At 65.6% G+C, this 25,060-nt stretch carries 25 protein-coding genes; 10 read left to right on the forward strand and 15 right to left on the reverse strand.

The genetic code is table 11. The annotated features are described in order from the left end of the window. Positions 1-130 precede the first annotated feature (130 nt). Complete coding sequence (locus QM467_RS16095) at positions 131-565, forward strand: HIT family protein (protein WP_283367361.1); 435 nt, start codon at positions 131-133, stop codon at positions 563-565. A gap of 3 nt (positions 566-568) precedes the next feature. On the opposite strand, the gene QM467_RS16100 is transcribed toward QM467_RS16095, so the two are convergent. The 3 genes from QM467_RS16100 to QM467_RS16110 are packed head-to-tail and all read right to left on the reverse strand — an operon-like array spanning position 569 to position 2,455. Then, a complete protein-coding gene (locus tag QM467_RS16100; protein WP_283367362.1) occupies positions 569-922 on the reverse strand; it encodes an AzlD domain-containing protein in 354 nt (117 codons plus the stop codon). Further along, complete coding sequence (locus tag QM467_RS16105; RefSeq protein WP_283367363.1) at positions 919-1,662, reverse strand: AzlC family ABC transporter permease; 744 nt, start codon at positions 1,660-1,662, stop codon at positions 919-921. The genes QM467_RS16100 and QM467_RS16105 overlap by 4 nt, the downstream gene beginning before the upstream one ends. Before the next feature lie 10 nt (positions 1,663-1,672). Continuing rightward, a complete protein-coding gene (locus tag QM467_RS16110) occupies positions 1,673-2,455 on the reverse strand; it encodes a Crp/Fnr family transcriptional regulator (protein WP_283367364.1) in 783 nt (260 codons plus the stop codon). A gap of 275 nt (positions 2,456-2,730) precedes the next feature. Here QM467_RS16110 and QM467_RS16115 point away from each other — a divergent pair, with 275 nt between their 5' ends. Next, complete coding sequence (locus QM467_RS16115) at positions 2,731-3,522, forward strand: NAD kinase (RefSeq protein ID WP_283367365.1); 792 nt, start codon at positions 2,731-2,733, stop codon at positions 3,520-3,522. A gap of 2 nt (positions 3,523-3,524) precedes the next feature. Further along, entirely contained in the window at positions 3,525-4,127 is a 603-nt protein-coding gene (locus QM467_RS16120) for an NUDIX domain-containing protein (RefSeq protein WP_283367366.1), read from the forward strand. A gap of 9 nt (positions 4,128-4,136) precedes the next feature. Here QM467_RS16120 and QM467_RS16125 read toward each other — a convergent pair whose 3' ends face one another. Continuing rightward, positions 4,137-5,477 (reverse strand): DUF2336 domain-containing protein, encoded by a 1,341-nt coding sequence (locus QM467_RS16125; RefSeq protein WP_283367367.1) that lies wholly within the window; start codon positions 5,475-5,477, stop codon positions 4,137-4,139. 132 nt (positions 5,478-5,609) lie between these two features. Here QM467_RS16125 and QM467_RS16130 point away from each other — a divergent pair, with 132 nt between their 5' ends. After that, positions 5,610-6,320: an aldolase gene (locus QM467_RS16130; protein ID WP_283367368.1), complete on the forward strand. Its 711-nt coding sequence runs from the start codon at positions 5,610-5,612 to the stop codon at positions 6,318-6,320. Here the strand turns inward: QM467_RS16130 and QM467_RS16135 are convergent. Further along, a complete protein-coding gene (locus QM467_RS16135) occupies positions 6,307-6,885 on the reverse strand; it encodes a nitroreductase family protein (protein WP_283367369.1) in 579 nt (192 codons plus the stop codon). The genes QM467_RS16130 and QM467_RS16135 overlap by 14 nt on opposite strands. A gap of 119 nt (positions 6,886-7,004) precedes the next feature. Between QM467_RS16135 and QM467_RS16140 the strand changes: the two genes are divergently transcribed. Next, entirely contained in the window at positions 7,005-7,982 is a 978-nt protein-coding gene (locus tag QM467_RS16140) for a hypothetical protein (protein ID WP_283367370.1), read from the forward strand. 103 nt (positions 7,983-8,085) lie between these two features. After that, positions 8,086-8,421: a c-type cytochrome gene (locus QM467_RS16145; protein WP_283367371.1), complete on the forward strand. Its 336-nt coding sequence runs from the start codon at positions 8,086-8,088 to the stop codon at positions 8,419-8,421. A 27-nt stretch (positions 8,422-8,448) separates the two neighbouring features. Here QM467_RS16145 and QM467_RS16150 read toward each other — a convergent pair whose 3' ends face one another. From QM467_RS16150 to thrS, 4 genes are all read right to left on the reverse strand, one after another. Continuing rightward, positions 8,449-8,916 (reverse strand): YaiI/YqxD family protein, encoded by a 468-nt coding sequence (locus QM467_RS16150; protein WP_283367372.1) that lies wholly within the window; start codon positions 8,914-8,916, stop codon positions 8,449-8,451. Between the two features lie 25 nt (positions 8,917-8,941). Next, entirely contained in the window at positions 8,942-9,985 is a 1,044-nt protein-coding gene (locus tag QM467_RS16155) for an aldo/keto reductase (protein WP_283367373.1), read from the reverse strand. A gap of 134 nt (positions 9,986-10,119) precedes the next feature. Further along, positions 10,120-10,683 carry a nucleoside 2-deoxyribosyltransferase gene (locus QM467_RS16160; RefSeq protein ID WP_283367374.1) on the reverse strand — a complete coding sequence of 188 codons (564 nt, stop codon included), beginning with the start codon at positions 10,681-10,683 and terminating at the stop codon, positions 10,120-10,122. A 116-nt stretch (positions 10,684-10,799) separates the two neighbouring features. After that, entirely contained in the window at positions 10,800-12,734 is a 1,935-nt protein-coding gene (gene thrS / locus QM467_RS16165) for a threonine--tRNA ligase (RefSeq protein ID WP_283367375.1), read from the reverse strand. A 179-nt stretch (positions 12,735-12,913) separates the two neighbouring features. Here thrS and QM467_RS16170 point away from each other — a divergent pair, with 179 nt between their 5' ends. Further along, positions 12,914-13,786: a hypothetical protein gene (locus tag QM467_RS16170; RefSeq protein ID WP_283367376.1), complete on the forward strand. Its 873-nt coding sequence runs from the start codon at positions 12,914-12,916 to the stop codon at positions 13,784-13,786. On the opposite strand, the gene yidD is transcribed toward QM467_RS16170, so the two are convergent. Then, on the reverse strand, positions 13,770-14,144 hold the full coding sequence (gene yidD, locus QM467_RS16175) for a membrane protein insertion efficiency factor YidD (RefSeq protein ID WP_283367377.1): 375 nt from the start codon (positions 14,142-14,144) through the stop codon (positions 13,770-13,772). The genes QM467_RS16170 and yidD overlap by 17 nt on opposite strands. A gap of 130 nt (positions 14,145-14,274) precedes the next feature. On the opposite strand from yidD, the gene QM467_RS16180 reads away from it, so the two are divergent. Beyond that, complete coding sequence (locus QM467_RS16180) at positions 14,275-15,132, forward strand: MipA/OmpV family protein (RefSeq protein WP_283367378.1); 858 nt, start codon at positions 14,275-14,277, stop codon at positions 15,130-15,132. Between the two features lie 83 nt (positions 15,133-15,215). On the opposite strand, the gene QM467_RS16185 is transcribed toward QM467_RS16180, so the two are convergent. Then, the gene (locus QM467_RS16185) at positions 15,216-16,037 is read right to left on the reverse strand and encodes a tetratricopeptide repeat protein (protein ID WP_283367379.1); all 822 of its coding nucleotides are present in this window, start codon (positions 16,035-16,037) and stop codon (positions 15,216-15,218) included. A gap of 424 nt (positions 16,038-16,461) precedes the next feature. Between QM467_RS16185 and QM467_RS16190 the strand changes: the two genes are divergently transcribed. Further along, on the forward strand, positions 16,462-17,784 hold the full coding sequence (locus tag QM467_RS16190) for an Nramp family divalent metal transporter (protein WP_283367380.1): 1,323 nt from the start codon (positions 16,462-16,464) through the stop codon (positions 17,782-17,784). On the opposite strand, the gene QM467_RS16195 is transcribed toward QM467_RS16190, so the two are convergent. From QM467_RS16195 to QM467_RS16210, 4 genes are all read right to left on the reverse strand, one after another. Beyond that, on the reverse strand, positions 17,781-20,555 hold the full coding sequence (locus tag QM467_RS16195; RefSeq protein ID WP_283367381.1) for a valine--tRNA ligase: 2,775 nt from the start codon (positions 20,553-20,555) through the stop codon (positions 17,781-17,783). The genes QM467_RS16190 and QM467_RS16195 overlap by 4 nt on opposite strands. Positions 20,556-20,672: 117 nt before the next feature. After that, entirely contained in the window at positions 20,673-21,773 is a 1,101-nt protein-coding gene (locus tag QM467_RS16200; protein ID WP_283367382.1) for a PopZ family protein, read from the reverse strand. Between the two features lie 149 nt (positions 21,774-21,922). Further along, a complete protein-coding gene (locus QM467_RS16205) occupies positions 21,923-23,305 on the reverse strand; it encodes a TolC family outer membrane protein (protein WP_283367383.1) in 1,383 nt (460 codons plus the stop codon). Between the two features lie 251 nt (positions 23,306-23,556). Next, positions 23,557-24,240, reverse strand: a complete 684-nt coding sequence (locus QM467_RS16210) for a protein-L-isoaspartate O-methyltransferase family protein (protein WP_283367384.1) — start codon at positions 24,238-24,240, stop codon at positions 23,557-23,559. A gap of 195 nt (positions 24,241-24,435) precedes the next feature. Here QM467_RS16210 and QM467_RS16215 point away from each other — a divergent pair, with 195 nt between their 5' ends. Next, on the forward strand, positions 24,436-25,002 hold the full coding sequence (locus QM467_RS16215; protein ID WP_283367385.1) for a DUF4337 family protein: 567 nt from the start codon (positions 24,436-24,438) through the stop codon (positions 25,000-25,002). Positions 25,003-25,060: the final 58 nt, after the last annotated feature.

Genomic DNA, 25,060 nt, shown 5'->3' on the forward strand with positions numbered 1-25,060 from the left:
GCAGGGTCCCGCACAGCCATATCTGCCCCTGCTTCCGACCCGTCGGAAGCAGGGCCGCCGCGCCAGTCAGCGCGGACGCCATCGGTCATTTGCAATGCCCGATGGCTCTGTCCTCTCGCCGGAGACGCCCATGTCCGCCACCTATGATCCCAATAATATCTTCGCGAAAATCCTGCGCGGCGAGATTCCTTGCGAGAAAGTCTATGAAGACGAGGATACCCTGGCCTTCATGGACGTCATGCCGCGCTCGGACGGCCATGTGCTGGTGATTCCCAAGCTCGGCGCCCGTAACATCCTCGATGTTCCACCGGAAGTGCTGGGCGCCCTCATCCTGCGGGTGCAGAAGCTGGCGCGCGCCGTGAAGGCGGCCACGGGCGCTGAGGGGATCACCCTGCACCAGTTCAACGAGCCGGCCGGCGGCCAGAGCGTGTTCCACATCCACTTCCATGTGATGCCGCGCTGGGAAGGCGTCGCGCTGCGCCCTCATGGCGGCAAGATGGCTGATCCCGCCATGCTGAAAGCCCATGCCGACAAGATCCGCGCCGCGCTCGCCGCCGAGGAGTGAGTTTCACCCCATACACCACCACACGGACAGGATGACGACCGCCTCGCCCGCGACGATCGCCGCAAAGACCGAGCGTCGCGTGGCGAAAAATCCCGCGGCCGCGACGGCAAGCGCGCCGCCGCGCGCCCAGACCGGCGCAACCGCGAGTTCGCGCGAAGGCAGCAGGACGATTTTCACCACCACGCCGACCAGCAGGACGGTCGCCACGCTGCGCACGAAGAGGAAAAGCTCGGAATTCTCGTCGATGCGCCGCGCGACCACCACGGCGAGCCCGCGCCAGATTTCGCTCGGCAGGAAGCCGAACAGGATCAGCGCCAAATAGGGCGCGAGGGTCGGATCGGCGGAAAAAACGCTCATGACGTCCGCCGCGCGAGATAGCCGGCGAACCAGGCGCCGCCGCCGCCGACCAGGGCCAGCGCCAGCAGGTCGAAGCCGCCGCCCACAAAGGTCACCATGACGGGCGCCAGAACCGCGCCGAACAGCATGGCCAGCCAATCGGCGCCGGAACGCGCCGAGCGCGCGGTGGTGGCGAGGAAATAGATCGGCGAGAGCATCATCATGCCCGCCCCGAGCGGCGGCGGCAGCGAACCCATCAGCCAATAGCCCAGCGCCGTTGAAAACGACGTCAGCGTCAGGCAAGTCGTGGCGAGTCCGAAAAAGAATGGCAGGCGCACAGGGCGCTCGATGTCCGGCAGGCGGCGCAAGGACTCCGCCCAGACCGTCACCGCGATGAAATGGGCGGCGGCGAACAGGACCGGGAGCGGCGTCCGCTTTTCACGCAACATGGGCAGGACGGAGAGACACATCGGCAGCAGGCGCACGGAGGACAGGCTGACCGCGAGCGCGATGGCCGGCGGCGCGGTCTTGGCGATGACCGCACCGAAAAACAGCAATTGGCCAGGCCCGGCCCAGACCAGAATGGTGGAAAGCACCGCCGCGCCGACTGGAAAGCCGGCCGCCCGCGCCAGCGAACCGACGCCCATCAACGAGATGGAAACATAAAAGGCCGGCCCGGTCAGCGCCTGTCGGACGCCCTCAAGAAACCAGCGCCACGACCAGTCAAAGCCGGGCGCTTGCGCCGCATCCGCATCGCTCACAAGGCGAGCCTCACATTTCCGCCAGCAGCTCCAGCCGCCGCACGTCGAGCAGGCGCACGCCGTCCGGCACGATGACAATGGCCTTCTCGCGGGCCAGCCGGGTCATCATGCGGCTGACCGTCTCGACGGTGAGGCCGAGGAAATCGCCGATGTCGAGGCGGGTCATCGGCAGGGGCACATGGACCGAGGCGCCGTGAATGCGCGCATAGCGGTTGCGCATGCCGATCAGGAAGGAAGCGATCTTCTCCTCCGCCGTGCGGCGGCCAAGCACCACCATCTGGTCCTGCGCCAGCGTCAGTTCGCGCGAAGCCATGTTCATGACGGCGCGCATCAGGCGGGGCTTCTTGTCGAGCAGATCGGAAAAGCCGTGGCGCGAGAACTGGCAGATCTTGACCGGCGTCAGCGCGTCGGCGGTGTACATGTGGGTCGGCTGCATCGCCAGGCCGAGAAAATCGCCCGGCAGCGTGAAGCCCACCACCTGGCGGCGCCCGTCCGGCAGCAGCTTGGACAGCCGCATGGCGCCCGAAGTGAGGTTGGACACGAAAGGCGCGTCGCGGCCCTGTTCGAACAGGGTGGTCTTGGCCGGGAAGGACACGGTGCGGCCGATTCGCTCCAGCAGATCAAACTCGTCCGGTTCGAGCGCGTCGCAGATGCTCAGGCCCTTGATCTCGCATTCGTGGCATTCGAGCGCCAGGCCAGGCGCCGCCTTGTGCGCACAGGCGATCGTCCGCGGGCTGGTCTCGATACGCCCGAAGACGGTGTCGAACAGGACCTTCTCGGCCAGACTTTCCAAAATATGTTTCCTTCCGGCCCGATGAGCCGCGCGATCCGTCCCAAATTTTGTCTCGGACAATAGCACGCTCGCCGAACAGGACAAATGTTTTGATCCGTATCAAGGACAGGCGCGAAACGCCCCTTCCCTATCACCCCGCCTCCCGCTAACCATTTGGGAAAGCACGATTCACTTGGCGTCGCCCATCGCGGGACTGCGCCTTGCCCCGGCGCATGGCTTCGCCTATTCCTTCGTCTGAACTGGCGCCGCGAAAGGGCGGAATGTCGGAAGGGAACATGAGCGAATCCTCTGACCACGGGCGCCGTTTCGAACGGATCAATTTTCTGGCGGCGACCACGCCGGAGGCGGAACACGCCCGCGCGCGCCTCGTCGGCCGCTATGGCGACGTCCATTCCGACGAAGCCGATGTCGTGGTCGCGCTGGGTGGCGACGGCCTGATGCTGCAGACGCTGCACAAGTTCATGGGCCGGAACATTCCGATCTATGGCATGAACCGCGGCTCGGTCGGCTTCCTGATGAACGAGTTCCGCGAGACCGGCCTGCGCAAGCGGTTGCAGGCTGCGCAAAGCTCGATCGTCCACCCACTGCGCATGGTCGCCGAAAACCGCGCCGGCGAGACCGCCACCGCCCATGCGATCAACGAAGTTTCGCTGCTGCGCCAGAGCGCGCAGGCGGCCAAGCTGCGCGTCTATGTCGACGGCCATGTCCGGCTGGAGGAACTCGTGTCCGACGGCCTTCTGGTCGCGACGCCCGCCGGTTCAACCGCCTATAATCTTTCCGCCAATGGCCCGATCCTGCCGCTCGACGCGCCGCTGATGGCGCTGACGCCGATCTCCGCCTTCCGGCCCCGGCGCTGGCGCGGCGCCCTTCTGTCCAACAATGCGGAAGTGACGATCGAGGTGCGGGAGGCGGACAAGCGTCCCGTCGCGGCCGTGGCCGATCATTATGAATTCCGCGACGTCACGCGCGTCCGGGTGACGACGGATCATTCGGTCGGGCTGGAACTGCTGCACGATCCCGGCCATTCCATGGAAGAGCGCATCCTGCGCGAGCAATTCAGGCCGTGACCATGCCCAAGACTGATTTCGACGACAAAGGCGCCCCGCGCGGGCTGCACGAGCAGATTCTCGTGAAGGAGAAATACACTTTCTCGCGGCTCAACTATGAATTGCGTCGCGCGAGCGGCCGCTGGGACAAGCATGAGCGCAATCTCTTCCGCCGTCCCGACGCTTGCGTCCTCTTGCCTTACGATTCCGGGCGCGGCAAGTTGCTGCTGACGCGGCAGTTCCGGCTCGGCGCCTATATGAACGATTCCACGGCCGGCCTGCTCGAAGCCTGCGCCGGCACGCTCGATCCCGGGGAAGCGCCCGACGCCTGCGTCCGCCGCGAGGCGATGGAGGAAATGGGCCTCAAGGTCGGCGAGCCGCGCTTCCTGTTCGAGGCTTTCGTCAGCCCCGCCGCGACGACGGAAAAGCTTTATTTCTTTGTCGCGCCCTATGATTCCGAAGCGCGCGTCGCCGATGGCGGCGGCATGGAGGAGGAAGGCGAGGATATCGAAGTCGTCGAGGCCGGTTTCGCCGAAACGCTGCGCGAGGCGGAAGCCGGCGCGATCCGCGACGGCAAGACCCTCACCCTGCTCTATTGGCTCAAGGCGTCCGGCTTGATGGGTTAGGCGCGCGCTTCACGCGGCCAGAAGCTCTTTTTCCAGCGCGACGAGATCGACCACGATGTCGGTTTCGGCTAGAGGCTCGGTCATCGTCTCGACCTTCGACTCGGGCTCGTCGGCCGTGGCGGGAATCGGGAGGTAATCCGGCGTCTCGGGCGCGGCGGCCGCGACCGGAGGCGCCGCGGCTTCCGCCTGCGCCTCGCGCAGACGAGACAGCCCCTTGCGGCCCTGCTCGCGCGCGGCGTCGGCCTCGAACCGCCGCAGCAGCGCGATCAGCCGGGCGAGGGACTCGTCCTGCATGGCCTCGCACTGGCTCAGGACGAATTGAATGACCGGCAGTCGCAGGGCGCCGCCATCCGCCGCGTCGGCGTTGAGCCCCCCCGGCGTCTTGCCTGAATTATTGCCAAGCGCGACCAGAGCGGCGCGGAAGGCGACCATCAAAGGCGCGGGCAATCCGGCCTTGGCGTAAACCGCGGCGAAGGCGGTGGAGGCCGGCTCGCGGATCAGGCCGGCGACGCGGCGCGGCCCCATGCCGGTCAACTCGACCAGGGTCGCCGCGAATAATCCGGTCTGGCCGCACAGCAGGCCGCGCAGCGCGAGACCGGCGGTCAATTGGCCGGAAATGCGAAGATAAGCCGCCAGCGCCGCCGTTTCCTCAGAAAAGGCGGCGCATCCGGCGGCAATGATCATGGCGGCCCGCTCGCGCGAATCCTTGGCGATGCGCTCGGAGCGCGCGGGCGAAAGCCAGTTGCGCTCCACGGCGTAATCGGCAAGTTGGCGGGCGGCGGCGGCTGCCAGGGCGGCGCGGACGGCGGCGGGAATCCAGGGGCGGCCCAGCAGCGCCTCGCGCAATTCGGGGTCGCCGCCAAAGCGTTCGATCATGCGCCGCATGGCGAATTCGGGCAGGTTGGCGCCTTCGTTGACTGCGAGAGCGATCAGCGCTTCACGCGACGCGACCTCGGCCAGTGCGGAAGCGACCGCGGGCGACAATTCGGGACGGAGCGCGATCGCCGCCTGGGCGACCCTGTCCCCCACCGAGGCGCAGTCGATCAATTGGGCGTCGGTCAGCAGCGGCGAGCGGGCGAGGACGACGGAAGAAATATCGGACTGGTCGAGCGCGAGCCCGAGAATGATGGCGGGCGGCGCCTCGACCGCGCTGGCGATGCTTTCGGCGAGCGAACGGCGAACCAGCGGCGAGGGATCGTCGAGCATGGCGTAGAGGATCTGTTCGGCGTCCGCGCGCTCCTGCGCTTCCAGATCGCCGTAAAGATAGGCTCGGGCGAGTGCGCCGACGCCCTCGGCGCGGGCGCTGGCTGGAGCGTTTTCAGACCATTGGATGAATTTGCGAACGATCATGCGAAACCCGCAAAGCTCAGCGCCGCGGCCTTTGCGGCCCGGTTAACGCAGGATGAGCAAACAAGGTAAAATTTCACTTAATGGTCATATTGATTCGCGATGAAACGACGCGTCGCCCCGGAGACATTCGCCATGCGGTCCCTGCTAGTCGTACCTGCCGTGTCGCGCCCCGCCCTTGAGGCGGCGCTGGCGAGCGAGGCCGACGCCCTGACGATCGATCTCGCCGGATCCGATGACGCGGAAGGCCGCGAGGAAGCCGTGGCGATGATCTCGGCGGCGCGGCAAGCGGGCAAGACGGTTCTGGCGCTGATCCATCCCCTCGGCTCCGGCCTGGCCGACGCCGATCTCGACGCGGTCATGGCCGCCGCCCCGGACGGGATCATCCTGCCAGACGCCATTGGCGGACGAGACATCCAGCATCTCGGCGCCAAGCTCGCCGTCCGCGAGGCGGAGAACGGCCTGCCCGACGGCTCGGCCCGCATTCTCGTGCTGGCGGGAGACTCCCCCGCCGCGATTTTCGAACTCGGTTCGCTCTCGCGCGCCACCCGGCGCCTGATCGGGATCGGCCGCGACGAGCGGCGGCTCGCGCAAAGGCTCGGGCTGGCGCTGGCGGAGGGCGAGGACAAGCCGGAGCCTTTGCGCGTCGCGCGCAGCCTGTGCCTCTTCGCCGCCGCCGCCGCTCAGGCCCCCGCTTTCGACTGCGCGGAGCCCGGCGAAGGCGAGGCCTTTGCGCGCATTTGCGCGCTGGCGGCGCGCGACGGCTTCGCAGGGAAATTCGCCACGACCCCGGAACAGGCGAAAGCGATCAACGCCGCTTTTGCGACACGGATCAGAACCGCGTGACGAGCGCGTCCAGATCGGGCCGCGCGCGGTCCTCAGGCCCTTTTTCCACCCGGCCGATATGGATATAGCCTGCGATCCGCTCCTGTTCGGCGAGGCCGAAGCGGGTCAGGACCTCGCGGTCATAGGCGGCCCATCCGGTGATCCAGACGGTGCGGAAGCCCATCGCGGTGGCGGCGACCGTGAGAGCCATGCAGACGGCGCCCGCCGTCAGATGCTGCTCCCATTCCGGAATTTTGACATGGGGCGCGGCGCGCGACACAACCGCGACCACAAGCGGCGCCTGGGCGAAGCGGCTGCGCTCCGTTTCGACGCGCTGGGCCTCGGCGGTCGGCTCGCGCTTTGCGAAAACATCCGCGAGGATTTCGCCGGCGCGCTGGCGGCCATCGCCTTCGAACACGATGAAGCGCCAGGGCGTGAGCTTGCCATGGTCCGGCACGCGCGACGCCAGCGTGAGCAGTTCGCGCAATTCGGTCGCGTCGGGGCCTGGCCCACGCATCTGCATGGGCGGCGCGGAGCGGCGGGTCGCCAACAACTGGATGGTTTCGTTCTTCAGGCTGTCTGTCATGGCGTCATCCGGACTTTTCGCGCTACAAGCCCTAAAAAGGTCACTTTGTAAACCGATGCCGGAGTAGGCCAAGCGGGCGGAGTACGGGTTTGCGGCGAATGGTTTCGGGATTTTGGGGCGTGAGGGTTCCTCGCGCGGGTTTGGCAGCGGGTCTGGCGGCAGCGGCTTTATCCTGGCTCGCGTCGCCGGCGCTCGCGCAAACGCCTGAGCTTCCGCCGGCCCTCAACGTGCCGCCGTTCGTCGGCGCCCCGCCGCCCGCCGCGACGCCCGACCTGCAACCGCCCGCGCCGCCGCCCGAGGCCGTGCGTTCTCCCGTTTCGCTCAACGCCGTTTTCGCCCCCGGCGACATCCAGGCGATCCGCACCGGCCTGAACTGGCGCGTGTTCGAGGCCCGCGCCAACGCCGACGGCAGCCACGCCCTGATTGCCGAATCCAATCAAGCCACGCCGACCTTCCCGCTCGCCGACGGCGATTACATCGTCCATGTCGCCTGCGGGCTCGCGGGGGCGGCCAAATCCATCACGGTCGCCGGCGCGCCGGTCAGCGATCGCGTCGTGATGAACGCCGGGGCGCTGAAGATCAGCGGCTCGCTTGGCGACGTCCCGATCTCGCCCTCGCGGCTCAACGTCATGGTCTATCTTCCAGACCACGACGACCCGGAAGCCAAGCTGATCATTCCCAATCTCAAGGCCGACGAGCCGGAATGCCTGCCCGAAGGCTCCTATCACATCGTTTCGAAACTGATGGACGTCGCGGCAGGCGCCTCAACCCCGACCAATTCGACTGTTTACGCCGATCTGCGCGTGCAGGCGGGCAAGCTGACCGCCGGCGCCCTGCGCCATCGCGCGGCGACCATGACGCTCAAACTGGTCAATAACGCCGGCGGCGAGGCGCTGGCCAACACCAGCTTCTCGATCCTCACGCCCGGTGGCGACGTCATCCGCGAAATGATCGGCGCCTTCCCCTCGCTGGTGCTGTCCGAGGGCGAATATGTCGCAATCGCCCGCCATGAGAACAAGACCTATCAAGCGACCTTCAAGGTCATCTCCAATCAGGACCGCGACGTCGAGGTCCTGGCGGGCCAGCCCCTGCAGTGATCGTCAGTCAGGCCCTCGCCGCCACTTTCGCGTTTTGACCCCGGACAAGGCGCTTGCGCCGCGACCGGCGGATAGTCCATTCTCGCCGTCCGGAGCCATTCCCATGCGCCTTCTCGCGATTCGTTCCCTTCTCGCTCTTTCGGCCTTTGCTTTCTTGTCCGCACAGCCGGCGGCGGCCGCGTCCGACCCCGACCAGGGCGAGAGAATCGCCGAGCGCTGGTGCGCGACGTGCCATATCGTCGCGGAGAACCAGAAACGGGCCAGCGCCGACGTTCCGAGCTTTTTCGACATCGCCAAGCGCAAGACAAATGGCGACCTGACGTCATTCCTCACCGACCCGCATCCCAAAATGCCGGACATGAATCTCTCGCGGCAGGAGATCGCGGACATTACCGCCTATATCCGCTCGCTAGCGCCGGACGGCGGCTCCAAGCGCTAAATTCCAGCGCCCGAATTCCGGAAAGCCTCAAACGCCGGGCGTCATCCGCTTGCGCGCCTGCTGAACGCCTCGCTCCAGGGCCGACAGGAAGGCCGAGCGGTCGCGCGGCGAAAACCCCTTCGGGCCGCCGGTGGTCGCGCCGCCGGAGCGCAGATCCTCCATCAGATTGCGCATCGCCAAAGCCATGCCAATCGAGGCGTCGTCGAAAATCTTGCCATTGGGCGCCAGCACGAAGGCCCCCGCCTTGACGCAGCGGGCGGCGAGCGGAATATCGGCGGTGACGACGATCTTGCCCGCGTCGGCCCGCTCGGCGATCCAGTCGTCCGCCACATCCGGCCCCTGCGGCACAAGAACGCGCTCGACCATCGGATGGCGCGGCGCCTGGATGAGCCGGTTGGCGACCAGAAAGACTTTCAGCCCATGCCGCGCGGCGACCTTGTAGCATTCGTCCTTGACCGGACAGGCGTCGGCGTCGATCAGGATTACCGGGTCCATGCGCTCACCACTCAGCAAGCGCCTGTCACGGCGCGGGATTGCCGCGAACCTGATGGATCGCGTCGATGCGCCGCAGGATTTCCGGATCGAGACCATGCGGCGCGTCGAGGATCAGCTTGAGTTGATCGATGTCGGTCGCGCCGATGATATTCGCCGTCACGAAGGGCCGCGAGGTGACAAAGGCGAGCGCAAGATGGACGGGATGAAGGCCGGACTCGCGCGCCAAAGCCAGGTAATCCTCGATGGCTTCGTCCACGCCCGGCTTCTGGTAACGCTGGCCGCGATCGAACAAGGCGCTGCGCGAATTGGCCGGCCTTGCGCCATGAAGATATTTGCCGGTGAGATAGCCTTGGGCGAGCGGCGAATAGGCCAGCAGCCCCACCTGCTCGCGGAAGGCGAATTCGGCCAAGCCAATTTCGAACTGGCGGTTGAGCAGGTTGTAGGCGTTCTGGATCGAGACGAGGCGCGGCCCCGCGCCCGTCTCGGCGCCGCGCAAGAATCCGGCGACGCCCCAGGGCGTCTCGTTGGAGACGCCGAAAGCGCGGATCTTGCCCTGCTGGACCAGTTCGCCCAGCGCCGACAAGGTCTCCTCGAAAGAAACGCCGTCCGGCCCGCCGCGATCCTGATAGACGTTGGAGAGGCCCTCGAACAGGTCCATCGGCCGGTCGGGCCAGTGCAACTGGTAAAGGTCGATATAATCGGTTTGCAGCCGCTTCAGGGAATTCTCGACGGCGTAGAAAATATTTTTGCGGTCGAGCCGCGCCATTGGGCCGTTGCGATACCAATGCGCCGTGCTGCGCCCGACCACCTTGCTGGCCAGAACGATCTTGTCGCGCTGACCTCGCGCGGAAAACCATTTGCCGATGATCGTTTCGGTCGCGCCATAGGTCTCGGCGCGGGGCGGGATCGAATAAAGCTCGGCGGTGTCGAAAAAATTGACGCCATGCGCCAGGGCGTAGTCCATCTGCGCAAAGGCGTCGGCCTCGCCGGTCTGCTGGCCATAGGTCATGGTGCCGAGGCAAATTTCGGAGACCTGCACATCGGTGCGGCCGAGCGGGCGTTTCTGCATTTTCAAACTCCTGAAGCGCGGCGGAGCATAAGCTTTTGCCGCGCTGCGAAAAGGGTGACGCGGCAAGCCGTCGTTTGCAGCAAGGCATAGTTGTTCAAGCGCGCGCCATGCCGAGGACGCCAAGCCGCGGCCAATCAGAAGCCGAAATGCAGACGCGCCTGACGCAGGCAGGCCATGAAGCCGGCGAGATCGCCAAGGCCGGGCGACGGGACCTCCGGGCGGATCACCTTGCGGCCCTGCCCTTTCAGCGCGCAATCGAGCATCAGATTGTCGGCATTGCCGAAATTCTCGATCAGCAAGGCGCGGGCGTCGCAATGCTCGCCCTCGGGCGTGGCGTGGACGCCGAACTCGCGCGCGACGCGGTCGAATAGCGGCGACGCCACATTGGTATAGGCGAAGACGGGCTTGCCGAGCGCGGCCAAAAAGCCGAGTTCGAAGGCCGTTCCCGGATCGGCGTTGACGCCGCGAAAGGGCGACAGGTTGAAAATCGCGGCGTCGGCCTCGCGCAGACAAGCGACATTGGCGGCGAAGATTTTTTCATCCAGCGTCTCGCCCGGCGTGGCCGCCAGATCGTGATCGAGCGGATAAAGGCCGACAAAGCCGAATTCCTCGCACAGGATCTTTTTGCGCGCGCCGATCTCGCGCGCATCGGGCAGGAAGACCTCGGGGCCGGCGAGATAGATTTTGGGATTGGACATAGACGGATCGACCCCGAGGTTCAGCGCGCGTCAACGCGCGGGGCTTCGACTTCCACCCCGCGCATATAGCGCGGAATGGAAGGCTTCTCTCGTCGCAATGAGGGAGCAAGGTTCCGTCACGCCCCGCGCAAATCCGGCGGCGCCGCCTCTTTCGCCAGCGAGGCAAGCGCCTCGTCCAGCGTCGCAAAAGTCTGGGCCTGCGAGCCGAGCCGGCGGATCGAGACAGTGCGGTCCGCCGCCTCCTTGCGGCCGACGACCAGCAGCGCCGGGATTTTCGCCAGCGACAATTCGCGCACCTTGTAATTGATCTTCTCATTGCGAAGATCGGTGTCGACACGCAGACCCGCCTTGCGGGCAAGAGCGGCGATTTCCAGCGCGTAGTCGTCAGCGTCCGACGTGATGGTGCAGACGACCGCCTGCACCGGCGACAGCCACAGCGGCAGATGGCCGGCGAAATGCTCGATGAGGATGCCCGTGAAACGTTCCAGCGAGCCGAAAATGGCGCGATGGATCATGACCGGAGTCTGCTTTTCCGAATCCGCGCCAATGTAGAAGGCGCCGAAGCGACCCGGCAGGTTGAAGTCCACCTGCGTCGTGCCGCATTGCCATTCGCGGCCAATGGCGTCGCGCAGGGTATATTCGAGCTTCGGCCCATAGAAGGCGCCCTCGCCGGGGTTGACGCCGGTCTTCAGGCCCTGCGCGGCGACGAGATCGAGCACTTTCTGCAAGGCGGCTTCCGCTCTGTCCCAGTTCTCATCGCTGCCGACTCGCTTGTCCGGTCGCAGCGAAAGTTTCACCACAATGTCGTCGAACCCAAAATCCTTGTAGATCGACATGACCATGTCGTTGATCTTCATGGCTTCCGCCATGATCTGATCTTCGGTGCAGAAGATATGCGCGTCGTCCTGCGTGAAGGCGCGCACGCGCATCATGCCGTGGATCGCGCCCGACGGCTCGTAGCGATGGACGATGCCGAATTCGGCGATCTTCATCGGCAGGTCGCGATAGGACTTCAACCCGTTCTTGAAGATCTGCACATGGCCGGGACAGTTCATCGGCTTCAAGGCGAAGACGCGCTCGTCCTCGGTCTTGGTGATGAACATGTTCTCGCGATAGGTCTGCCAATGGCCCGAGGTCTCCCACAGGGCGCGGTCGAGCACCTGCGGCGTGTTGACCTCGATATAGCCGGCCTCCTGCTGGCGGCGGCGCATGAAGGAGATCAGGGTCTGGAACAGGGTCCAACCCTTGGGGTGCCAGAAGATCGTGCCCGGCCCCTCCTCCTGGAAATGGAACAGATCCATTTCGCGGCCGAGACGGCGATGGTCGCGGCGCTCGGCCTCCTCTATCTGCTTGAGATAGGCGTCGAGGTCTTCCTGCTTCGCAAAGGCGGTGGCGTAGATGCGCTGGAGCATCGGCTTGTTCGAATCGCCGCGCCAATAGGCGCCCGCGACCTTCATCAGCTTGAAAGCCTGGCCGATCTTGCCGGTCGAGGGCATGTGCGGGCCGCGGCAGAGGTCGAGCCAATCGCCCTGCCTGTAGACCGAGATCTTCTGGTCGGCCGGAATGGTCTCGACCAGTTCGACCTTGAAGGCCTCGCCATGTTTCTCGAACCAGGCGACCGCCTCGTCGCGGGTCCATTCCTCGCGCACGATCGGCGTGTCGGCTGCGATGATCTCCCGCATCTTCCGTTCGATGGCGGCGAAATCCTCCGGCGTGAAGGGCTCGGCGCGGAAAAAATCGTAATAGAAGCCGTTCTCGATCACCGGGCCGATGGTCACCTGCGTGCCCGGATAGAGCGCCTGCACCGCGTCGGCCAGCACATGGGCGGCGTCGTGGCGAATCAGCTCCAGCGCGCGGGGGTCGTCGCGGTTGAGGAATTCGACTTTGGCGTCGGCGTCGATCGGCTTCGCGATATCGACCATTTCGCCATTGAGCATCATGGCGACGGTGCGCTTGGCCAGCGAGGGTGAAATGCCCTTGGCGATGTCGAGGCCCGTGGTCCCGGCTTCGTAGCTGCGCTGGGCGCCGTCGGGGAAAGTAACCGCAATCATCCGTTTCTCCTTGCTCACTCGCCGAGACGGGCCGGCGTAAGCTGTTTTTCGGAGCGCTTTCCTATCGCGATTTGCGTTGTGAGCGCAATGCGCGCGTGACTAGTCCCTGACTTAGCATTGACGCGCAAGCCAAGGTCGCGCCAAATTGCGCGCCCTGAGAATGGCCCTTCGGTGGTAAAGTGGGTAATTGGAACAGACAGATCAAAATCGCCTTGCTGGCGATGACGGCCGCGCTCGCAACCGCTTTCGGCAGCTGGTTTCTTGCGACCGGAGAGCAAAGATCCGCGCCCCCCGCGCCGCCGCTCGCGGCAAAGCCCGTCACGACGACGCCGGTCGCGCCGGAGCCGGTCGAAGAACCGGCCAAAGGCGAGGCCGATGCGCAGATCGACCCGCAGCGGCTCGCGGCCTTGCAGGACAAGCTGAAGCGGGCGCCCGAATATGAGGCGTTTTTCGTCCAGCTCCGCAGCCTGTACCCCGCGGACTACGACGCCGCGGTCAAGAGCGCGCTCGCCCAGGGAATCGAGACTCACGACAACGCCGCCGACCTGTTCCTGACCCAGGCGGTGCAGGTCCTGCGGCAGAAGCGAGGCCTGATGGGCGCGCGCGCCGGCGCCGAGGCGCTCGACAGCCTGTTCGACCAGCATCAGAAGGTTTTGGCGCAACTGGCGGCGACCGATCCCGCCCTCTGCGTCGATTTCCTTACCGGCGCGCCTGCCGAGCGCTTTGTCGCCTTCGCCGGCGCCCATCGCGCCCTGATGGCCGCCGAGGCCCAGGCCGGCCTCGTGGCCATAGACGATGGCGCGCACAAGAAGATCGACCGCGAGGCGCCCACGACCGAAGATTTCGACGAGCTGGAAAAGGCGCTGCTGGCCAAGGGCATGGACAAGGCGGCGGTGGCGCAGCTACTCGACGGCAAGGCGCCCAACCCGCCCCTGTCCGACGCCCAGCAATGCCAGAACGGGCTGGTCTATCTCGACGCCATGAAGGCGATGCCAGACCTCCAGCGCCTGCGGCTATATGCGCTGGCTCTGGAAGTCATGGCGCATGAGTAAGGTCAGGACCTGGACTTTCCGGCTCGACCGCTTCGCACACCGGCCTGCGCCGCCACGCGCCATAGCGCCAGGGGTGCAGCGAATCAGCGCCCGGCGGCGTGTTTTCCGGCACGGGATCGAAGCCGGAATCCCCCCAGGGATGGCAGCGGCAGATGCGCGACAGGCCGATCCAGCCGCCGGCCCACAGGCCGTGACGGGCGATCGCCTCGTCCGTATAGGCGGAGCAGGTGGGCAAATAGCGGCAATTCCGTCCCGCGACGCTGGAGAGCGTGACGCGATAGGTCTGGATCAGGCCGCGCGCCAACAAGGCCGGCGTGCGCGTCACGAGTTTGAACAAGCTGGGCAATTGCTTAACCACCGGTAAATTTCCGCAATAGACTGTTGCAAGAAAACGACGCCCCCGACAATCTTGATTTTACGGCCAAAAACGCCTGTCCCGCATACCCCGCCGCTGGTAATCTTTCCGGCAGTATTTGGGGGACGATATATTGAAAATTTCGCAGCGCGCGCTGGCCATAGCCGCCACTCTCGTCTCGGGCGCCGCCCAGGCGGACGAGTATAATCTGCCGGGGCTCATCACCCCGCCGCCGGGAACGTCGGCGGAATGGATTGTCGACGTGTCCGCGATGGGCGGCATTGCGCCGAGCTTCCCCGGCTCCAAGAACTATTCCTTTTTCGGCCTGCCCGGGATCGCGATCCGCCGCGTCGGCGAGCCCGAACGTTTCAGCTCCCCTGACGACAGCCTGAGCCTGGCCATTCTGAAGAACAGCTGGTTCGCCGTCGGTCCGGCCGGCCGCTGGGTCAGCGATCGCAACGTCCGAAACTATCCCGAGCTTTTCGGCCTCTCTGACGTCAACGCCTCGATCGAGGTTGGCGGCTTTTTCGAACTCACGCCGGTTCCGTGGGCGCGCGTCCGCGGCGAGGTCCGCAAGGCGGTTTCCGGCTATGACGGCTGGGCGGCCTATCTCGGCGGCGACATCTGGCAGAAATGGGGCCGGCTGACGCTTTCGATCGGCCCGCGCCTCGATTTCGGCAATGATCAATACGCCTCGGCCTTCTTCACGGTCCAACCCTGGCAAGCGGCGCTGAATCAGTGGTCCGGCGGTCGCCTGACGGCCTATAGGGCGACTGGCGGCCTCGTCGACGCCGGGGTCACGGCTGCGGCGCGTTACGAACTGTCCGACACCTGGCGCGTCAGCGCCTATGGAACCTATCAGGCGCTCACCGGCAGCGTGGCCAACAGCCCTGTCGCGACGCGCGCTGGCTCCACCAACCAATTTGCCGCCGGTATCGAGCTTCGCTACAGCTTCCTCACCAAGGATCTCTATTGGGTGCCGAAGTTCTGATCGTTTCGGCGCTCAATCCCTGAATAAACGCGCGGCCCGGAGTTTTCGGGCCGCGTTTTCTTTTGCCTGCGCTTGTGGACGGTTCAGTTGCGCTTCTTGAGATGTTCTTCGAGATAGACCAGCGCAACCTGCCGATCATTGTCATTGGCCGTTTTCAGGTCCTGGTCATAGAGCGACCGCACCCAATCCTGGTTCTTGCCATTGGCGCCTTCGCGCGCCAGCGTCAGCCACATCAGGCCCCGCGCGCGCTGGCGCGGCACGCCGTCGCCGGCGAAGAGCAGATGGCCCAGCAGAGCCTGGGACTCGACATGGCCCTTTTCCGCCGCGAGATTAAGCCAGCGCGCCGCCTGGCGGCTGTCCTTGGCGAGGCCGGCGGCGCCGTCCATATAAAGCCGGGCGAGATTATATTGCGCGTTGGAATCGCTGAAATTGGTCGCCGCATAGAGGAACATGCGCATCGCCTGTTCCGGGTCCGGCCGCAGGCGGGAGCCGGAAATGCCATTCAGCTGGAACACGCCGACCGCGACAAAGGCGCTGGCCACCACCGACTTTTCGCGCCAATTGGCGTTGTCCTCGTCATATTTGTCGACGATCTGCTGGAAATATTGATAGGCCTTGTAGTCATCGCGCGGGACGCCGTCGCCATCGGCGTACATCTTGCCGAGTTTCCATTGCGCGAGCGGTTCGCCGCCGGCGGCGGCGTATTTCAGGGCTTCGACCGACGAAGCCGGATTTCCGGCGCGATAGCTCTCCAGCGCCGCCTGCAACGCCTGATGCGGATCCTTGAAAATATCGAGCGTCTGATCGGACGGCGAGCCCTTGACGGGACCGTCGAAGGCAAGAGCCGACGCACCAGCGGAAGCGGCGAGAAAGCATGCAAGAAAAATTCGCCCGAACGCCGCCATAACAAAAATTTCTCCTGACGGAACGACCTTTCAGCCGTCCTTACGCAATACGAACTAGCGTCTCGTTTATGGCTGAATCGCGGCGACGTCTTTTCAAACTTTGGGCTTTCTGAAGTTGAATTCCGGCTGTGGCGCCCGAGCCACAAAAATACATTTCGGCCAACATTCGCCAATCCCCGGCAATTGCTTGATTCGCTTGGCTCAAACGTAGAATCGCGGAAAAAAGTTGCAAAAGAACCAAGCTTTTCGCTCGCAAAAAATTGAACGCCTCGCGAGGGTCCATACATAATGAAAAGAGGGTTGAAAAAGGACGCCGCCCGCTTGCCGGAAGGCCTCCCCAAAAGGCCGTCGGCGGGGCTTTGCCGGGAGGCTTCCAGAGACGCCCGCGCCGCACTAGACTGATGATCCTTCGCCCGGAGACGCAATGCTGAACCCGACGCCCCTGCTGCCGGTCGAGCGCGACGGTTTTTCCGCCGCGCGAGGGTCCGTGCGCGCTGCGCCCGGCGGCGGCGTCTTCGCCCGTTTCATGGTTTTCGTCGGCCCCGGCTATCTGGTCGCGACCGGCTATATGGATCCCGGCAACTGGGCGACATCGCTCGCCGCGGGCTCGCAATTCGGCATGAAGCTGCTGTTCGTGGCGGTGCTTTCAAGCCTCGTGGCCATCCTGTTCCAGGCGCTGTCAGCCCGGCTCGCCTTCGCGGCCGATCTCGACCTTGCGCAGGCCTGCCGCCGCCACCTCCCCCGCCCTGTCGCGATATTCCTCTGGGCGACGCAGGAGCTGGCCATTCTGGCGACGGATCTCGCGGAGGTGATCGGCACGGCCATCGGGCTCGGCCTGTTGTTCGGCCTGCCGCTGTGGCTTGGCGCCATCGTCACGGCGCTCGACGTCGCGCTGATCCTCGCCTTCGAGCGTTTCGGCTTCCGCAAGCTCGAAGCCTTCGTGATCGCACTGCTGATCGTCATCGCCTGCTGTTTCGCGCTCCAGCTCGCGCTCGCCCGGCCCGACTGGAGCGCGGCGGCGCACGGCCTGCTGCCGCCGGCGGACCTGCTGAGCAATCCAACCATGCTCTATCTCGCCGCCGGGATCATCGGCGCGACCATCATGCCGCACAACCTGTTCCTGCATTCCGGCGTCGTGCAGACCCGCGCGACGGGGTCGGACCTTCCGGCGCGGCGCGAGGCGATCCGCTTCGCGATGACCGATTCCGCGATTGCGCTGCTGTTCGCCATGACCATCAATGGCGCGATCCTGATCCTCGCGGCCTCAGCTTTCTTCGCCCATGGCCAGGGCGAGGTGACCGACTTTTCGCAGGCCTATCGGCTGATCGCCCCGATCCTCGGCGCGCCCATCGCCGCCAAGCTGTTCGGCGTGGCGCTGGTCGCCTGCGGCCTCAATTCCTCGCTCACCGCGACACTGGCGGGCCAACTCATCATGGACGGCTTCCTGCGGCTGCGGCTTCGCCCTGTCGCGCGGCGGCTCATTACCCGCGCCCTGACGATCATTCCCGCGGTCACTGTCACGGCTCTGGCGGGCGAAGCCGCGACCGGCCAGCTGCTGGTGCTGTCGCAGGTCGCGCTGAGCTTCGCCCTGCCCTTCGCGCTGGCGCCATTAGTGTGGTTCACGGGCTCGCGCCATGTCATGGGCCCGCTGGTCGCCAGCCGGGCGGCGACCTATGCCGCCGCCGCTCTGGCGATAGGCCTGAGCCTGCTCAATCTCAAACTGATCTATGACGCCGTGGCGGGTTAGCTGAGCATTTTGAGAGCGGCGGTCATCTTCTCCAGCCGCGCCAATGCCGTTTCGCGGCGCTCCTGCTGTTCCTCGACCACCTCTTCCGGCGCACGGCGCAGGAAGTCGGCGTTGCCGAGCTTGGCGTCGATCTTGGCTATTTCCTTCTGCTCGGCCGCGACGCCCTTTTCGAGCCGCGCCCGTTCGGCGGCGAAGTCGATCACGCCGGCCAGCGGCAGCGCCAGCGCCGTGCCGCGCGCGACCACCTGCACCGATTGCGGCGGCGCCTTTGGGACCATTTCAATCTCCGAGAGCCGCGCCAGCCGCTTGATCGTCTCGGCCCAGCGCCCGGCCCGCTTCGCGTCTTCCTCGCTGGCGCCGACCAGCGCCAGAGGAATTTGCGCGCCTGCCGGCACGTTCATTTCGGCGCGCACGGAACGAACCTGCGAAACGACGTCCACCACCCAGCCGGCTTCCGCCTCGGCCTCGGCGTCCTCAAGCCCACGCAGATCCGGCCACAGGGCCAGAACCAGCAGGGAGTCGCGCTTCAGGTCCTGGCCGCGAATGGTCCAGATTTCCTCGGTGAGGAAGGGCATGAAGGGGTGCAGCAATTTGCAGATCTGGTCGAGCACGAAGGCGACCGTATCGCGCGCCTCGTTCTTGGCCGCGCCGTCCGGCCCCTGCAGCAGCGGCTTGGCTAGCTCCAGATGCCAGTCGCAGAAAATGTTCCAGACGAAGCGATAGGCCGCCTGCGCCGCCTCGTTGAACTTGTAGGCGACCAGAGCCGTCTCGACCTCGGAGACCGCGCGCGCCGTCTCGCCAATGATCCAGCGGTTCAGCACTTCTTTGACCTTGGTGGGGTCGAAGCCCGTCCGGCCCTTGCACTCGTTCATTTCCGCGAAGCGCGTGGCGTTCCACAGCTTGGTCGCGAAATTGCGATAGCCCTCGACGCGCGCCGGAGCGAGCTTGATGTCGCGCCCCTGCGCCGCCATGGCGGCGAGGGTGAAGCGCAGCGCATCGGCGCCATAGGTGTCGATGAGCTGCAGGGGGTCGATGACGTTCCCCTTGGACTTCGACATTTTCGCGCCCTTCTCATCGCGCACCAGCGCGTGGAGATAGACGTGGCGGAACGGAACCTTGTTCTGGAACTGCAGCCCGAACATCATCATGCGGGCGACCCAGAAAAAGATGATGTCGAAGCCGGTGACCAGCACGTCGGTCGGATAGCGCGCGGCGAGGTCGTTCTGCTCTTCCGGCCAGCCGAGCGTGGACATCGGCCACAGGCCCGAGGAGAACCATGTGTCCAGAACGTCCTCGTCGCGCGTCAGCAGGCCTTCGGCCTTGTCGGGGTCGGAGGCGATGGCCTCGGCCTCGGCGTCGCTGTAGATCTCGCGGGTGACGGCGTCGGCCAGGGCGTCGGCCAGGGCCTCTTCCTCGGTCTCGGCGACATAGACCGCGCCCCAGGGCGAATACCAGGCCGGGATCTGATGGCCCCACCACAGCTGGCGCGAGACGCACCAGGGCTGGATGTTCTCAAGCCAGTCGAAAAAGGTCTTTTCCCAGTTCTTGGGGACGAAACTCGTCTCGCCCGAACGCACCGCCGCGAGCGCCGGACCCGCGAGGGTTTTGGCGTCCACATACCACTGGTCGGTGAGCCAGGGCTCGATGACGACGCCGGAGCGGTCGCCATGCGGAACCTGATGCTCATGGGCCTCGATGGTCTCGATCAGGCCCTGCGCCTCCATGGCGGCGATCACCGCCTTGCGCGCGTCCTCGCGGGAAAGGCCGTGCAGGCTCTCCAGCGTGTCTGACAAATCATCGTTCTCGATCACGCCTTCAAGGAAGGCTTCGTTCTCGCGCAGGATGACGCGCGCCTCGGCGTCCAGAATATTGATGAGAGGCAGCTTGTGACGGGCGCCGACTTCGAAATCGTTGAAATCATGGGCTGGGGTGATCTTGACCGCGCCGGAGCCCTTTTCCGGGTCGGAATAACTGTCCGCGACAATGGGGATCAGGCGGCCGACCAGGGGCAGCCGCACGAAGCGGCCATGCAGGTGGAGATAACGCTCATCCTCGGGATGGACCGCGACCGCCGTGTCGCCGAGCATGGTTTCTGGCCGCGTCGTGGCCACGACGATGAATTCGCCGGTCGCCGCGCCATTCTCGTCCGCCAGCGGATATTTGAAGTGCCAGAGCGAGCCTTTGACGTTCTGGGACGCCACCTCGATGTCCGATACCGCGGTCAGCAGTTTCGGGTCCCAGTTGACGAGGCGCTTGTCCTTGTAGATCAGCCCGGCGCGATAAAGCTCCACGAAGGCTTTCAGCACCGCCCGCGACGAGCCGGGGTCCATGGTGAACCGTTCGCGCGACCAGTCGCAGGAGGCGCCGAGGCGTTTCAGCTGGTTGACAATCGCGCCGCCCGATTCCGCCTTCCAGTCCCAGACCTTTTCAAGAAAGGCCTCGCGGCCGAGATCGCGGCGCCCGGGCTCGCCGGCGGCGGCGAGGCGGCGCTCCACCACCATCTGGGTCGCGATGCCGGCGTGGTCCGTGCCCGGCTGCCACAGCACATTCTTGCCGCGCATGCGCTCGAAGCGGCAGAGAATGTCCTGCAGGGTGTTGTTGAGCGCATGGCCCATGTGGAGCGAGCCGGTGACATTCGGCGGCGGAATGACGACCGTGAAGGGCGTCGCTCCGACTCGTTCCGGACGATCGGCGCGAAAGGCGCCCTCAGCCTCCCATTCAGCCGCGATGCGGCTTTCCACGGCGGCGGGGTCGAAAGTCTTGTCCATCATGAGCTGCGAACCGGATTCAGGCGGGAAGCGAATTCCGCGCACAAAAACCGAGCGCAGCCCGCAAGTCAATGAGTTTGGGACTCGAGGGCGCCAACGGGAAACCGGAAACTGGCGTGATCAGCCGCGTCCGCGCGCGATCCGCTCGATTTCCGCCCGCACGAGACGCTCGACGACGACGGGGAGATTGTCGTCCAGCCAGGACTTGAGCATCGGACGCAGCATCTCCCGCGCCACGCGCTCGATCATGTCGGGATCGCGCAGCAGGACGCTTTCGGTGAGGGCCTCGAACGAGGCGCCGATCCGGGCCCCGATGGCGGGCGAGAGCAGCGGCGGGTCGGATTCAGCGACGGCAGGTGACGGCGCCGGAATGCGCCTCGTCCCCAGCCGCGGCGCGGGCGATTCGGGCGCCTGCGCTGCAACGGGCGCGAGCGCGGGCTCAGGCGACGGCGCGGGTTCCAAAACGGCCTCGGCCTGCGGCGCGGCGGGCGCCCGGGGCGACGGCGCCGAGACCTTGAGACGGGCTTCGGCGAGACTGGAAACGGTCGAGACCGGCGTCACCGCGGCTTCCGGCGCCTCGACGGCAAGCTCGTGCGCAGGCTTTTTCAGCGGCTCCGTCGCCGTTGCCGTTTCGACGTTTTTGACGGCCTGCGGCGCCAGAATCACCTGCGGCGCCTGGACAGCCTGCGCGGCCGGCGCAGCCTGAGGCGCCGCCACGACCCGCGGCGCGGGGACGGCCTGCGGCGCAGGGACGGCCTGCGGCGCTTGGGCGGCGTCCGCAATTGTGGCCTTCGCGACGACGGGGCGCGCCTGCGGCTCAGAGGGCGCGAAATCGCGCAATTTCAGCGTCGGCGCCTTTTGCGGCTCGGATGAAGGGGAGGAGTGGCCCGACCCGGCGCGCGACGCAGGCGGCTGGAAAATGGAAACGGTAGGACGCTCCTGCGTCGAGGCCGCCTCTCCGCCACGGAACAGGCGCTCCCCAAGGCCCAGAAAGGCGTCGGCCACCGAACTGACGGGCTTCGACGGCGCGGGCGCCGCGGGCGCAGGCGTCTCCGCCACACGCGGCGCGGCGGCCGCGCGCGCGGTGCGACTCAGCGGCAGCGCGTCGTCGTCGGCGATAATCCGGCGAATCGACGCCAGAATGTCGTCCATCGACGGCTCCTGCGCGGCGGGCTCGGGTTTCGGAGAATTGGAAAGAGACGGGCCGTTCGGTGCGCTCATGGCCTTGGAAGCTCGCATGCGAATCAGAAGAACTTTAAATTGCGCCCGCAGGCGCGGACGCGCAAGGCGAGAGCGCCGCTTCCGGAGAAGAGCGCACCGCTTTTTTCGACGCTTGTGCGTCTAGATTCGTGCGAGGTTCGCCGACGGCCTTAGCGGCCGTCAGGCGTGTTCAGCCCGAAGAAGCGATTCTTGGTCTGGTCGTAATGGTGGTTCGGATCATAGGCGACCACGCCGAGACCCAGATTGCGCGCCGTCAGGCGGCCGATCGCGGCCATGACCGCATAGGAGGCGACCACGCGGTCGTGCTGGGCCTGAACGAGCTGCACGCGCGTATTGAGCAAGGTCTGCTCGGCGTTGAGGACGTCGAGCGTCGTGCGCTGGCCGACCTTGGCTTCTTCGCGCACGCCGGTCAGCGCGATTTCAGCGGCCTTGACCGCCGCCTGGAAGGACGTGATCGCCGCGCGGGACGACTGCAGGTTGCCCCAGGCGGTCACCACGTCCGAGCGGACCTTATAGCGCTGGGTTTCCACCGCGAGGCGGGCCTGGCTCAGTTTTTCCTTGGACTGGCGTACCTGGGCGTATTCGGAGCCGCCCTGATAAATCGGCACGTTGAGCACGCCGACCACCGAAGCGGTGTAAACGTTATAGTTCGGAATGCCCTGCGAATTGGTCTGGTTCTGCACCTGCGCCTGAACGCCGACCTGCGGCAACAGCGCGCCCTCATAGATCTTGACCTGATCTTCCGCGACATCGACCTGATGCAGCGCGCCAATAATCGCCGGATTTTCCGACAGGCCCGTCGCCACCGCGAGATCAAGCGTGGGCGGCAGCAATTTCTCGATCGGCTGCGCGGGCTGCAATTGCTTCGGCTCGACGCCGATGACGCGCCGATAATTTGCCATGCTGGCCTGAAGCCTGGCTTCCGCGACAGCGACGTCGGCGGTGCCGTTCGCCAGCGACGATTCGGCCTGGGCGACGTCGGTGCGCGTCACTTCGCCGACCTGGAAGCGGTCCCGGGTCTGCTGGAGCTGAACCTGTAGAACCTTGACGTTATTGCGGCGCAGACCCAGCACGGCGGTGTCACGCAGCACGTCCATGTAGAAGGTCGACGCGTCCCCGAGCGTCGAGATCTCCGAGCCGCGCAGGCTTTCGCGCGCGGCCAGCACGCCGGACTCGGCCTGATCGACCGAATTCGCCGTGCGCATGCCGTCGAACAGCGTCTGGGTCAAGGTAACGCTGCCGGTGGAGGGATTGGTGAGATATTGCTGATTGCTTCCGGCCTGACCCAACGTATTGCCCGAGCGGGTGTACTGACGGCCCAGCGTGCCCTGCGCGTTGACCTTGGGCAGCCAGCCGGCCTTGGCGCCCGGCACGGTTTCATCCTGCGCACGAACGCCCGCCCGCGCCTGATTGACGTCGGGGTTGTTCGAATAGGCGCGCGACAGCGCGCCGGACATGGATTCCGCCGCAGCCGGACCGAGGCAAAGCGCGTAGGTCGCTAGCGTCAAGCCGACAATCGAGGAGCGCCGCAAGTTTCTAATCCCTGTTTCGCGCCACATGCGGAAAGGAAAACCCTGCCGCAGGCGAGACGTCCGGCCAGACAATTCGGCCATGATATTGTGATGAAAATCAGCGATGTGAGCTTCCGCGTCAACCGCACGCCCGCGGAAACTTCCCGATTCCGCGGGCTTGGTGAAGGAATCAGCGCAAATAGTCGGAGACTGAGCCCCAAAAGCCACAACCGAGACGGCGTCCAGAACGGGCGTCTGACGGCGCGCGCCGCTCAAAACACGAATTCCGGCGGCCTCGAGAATGCGGGAATCGCGCCTGCGGATGCGTCGAACAGCGTGCGCGGGCTGAACGTCCCGCCTCCACGCGTGAACAAGATCGCCTTGCCGACCCGCGCGCCCGGGCGTTCCGACACGATCGAGAGCAGGCGGCCGTTTTCGGTCAACTGGTCAAAAAGGGCGCCGAACTCGCCCTGGGTCTCGCCGTCGACGATGATGACGTCGAAGGGTCCCTCGCCCGGCGCGCCGAGCGCCAGCGGCCCGACGATGGACTTGGCGTTGGTCAGGCCGAGGGTTTCGAAATTGGCCTTGGCGCGCGCGCCGAAACTTTCGTCCACGTCGAGACTCACGACGCTGCCGACCAGTCCAGCGATCAGGGCGGCGGCATAGCCAGTGGCGCCCGCGACGACGAGGACGCGCTCGCCCTCGCGCAACTGGGCGTCCTTGAGCAGGCGCGCGAGAATCAGCGGCGCGGTCATTTCGCGGGGCGTCTGGCTGGCGAGCGGCAGGCGGGCGTCGGAATAGGCGAGGCCGACCTGGGCCGGATCGACGAAAATCTCGCGGGGAACGGCCTTGATGCGCGCCTGAACGCCGAGATCCGGCACGTCGAAGGTGCGAATCTGCCGCTCGACCATGGTTTCCCGCAGCGCGGCGGAAGCCGCAAATTGCTGATTTTGCATCGCTCGCCCGTCAAAAATAGTCAGGGCCTGCAAGGGACTCGGCCCTGCCAAGCCGTTTGGGCTTTATAAGCGCCGCCCTTGCTTCTGTCCACTTCCCGCGGCGCCGCCGAAAGTCGGACGCGTTTGCCGACGCGGCGCCAGGCGCCTATCGTGACCGCCAGATTCTTGAACGCGACTCGAAACAGGGAGGCCAATTTGGACGACTCGCCCACCGAACATTTCGAACATGCCGAACACGCCCAGCATGTCGCCCATACCGGCGACCGCAGCCTGGCCATGATTTCGATCACCATCGCCGTGCTCGCCGTGCTGGCGGCGACGGTGGGAAGCCTCGAAACCATCGAGACCGCCGCGACGATCGGCGCCAAGAACCATTCCGTGCTGCTGCAGACGAAGGCGAGCGATGCCTGGGCCTTCTACCAGGCCAAGAGCATGAAGCAGAATCTCTACGCCGCCCTGGCGGAGACTGCTGGCGCAAAACGCCAGGAGTTCCTTGACAAGGCGCAGCGCTATGCCGAGGAGCAGAAGGAAATCGAGGGTGAGGCCAAGGATTACGAGCACAAGGCTGAGGCGGCGTTCGAAGGCAGCGAGGCCCACGAAAGGCGCCATCATATTCTGACCATCGCCGTCACCCTGCTCCACATCGCCATCGCGGTAGCGACCATCGCCATCATCCTGCGCGGCATGTTGTGGCCCTGGCGCGCGGCGGTCGGGCTCGGCGCGGCCGGCGCGATCGCCGCCGCTTTCGCCTATTTGAGTTGAAAATGGGGCGCGGCCCCAAAAAAAGTCACGATTGCAATCCAATGTGGACGGGAACTTC

Source organism: Rhodoblastus sp. 17X3, assembly GCF_030056575.1.
Lineage (GTDB): Bacteria > Pseudomonadota > Alphaproteobacteria > Rhizobiales > Beijerinckiaceae > Rhodoblastus.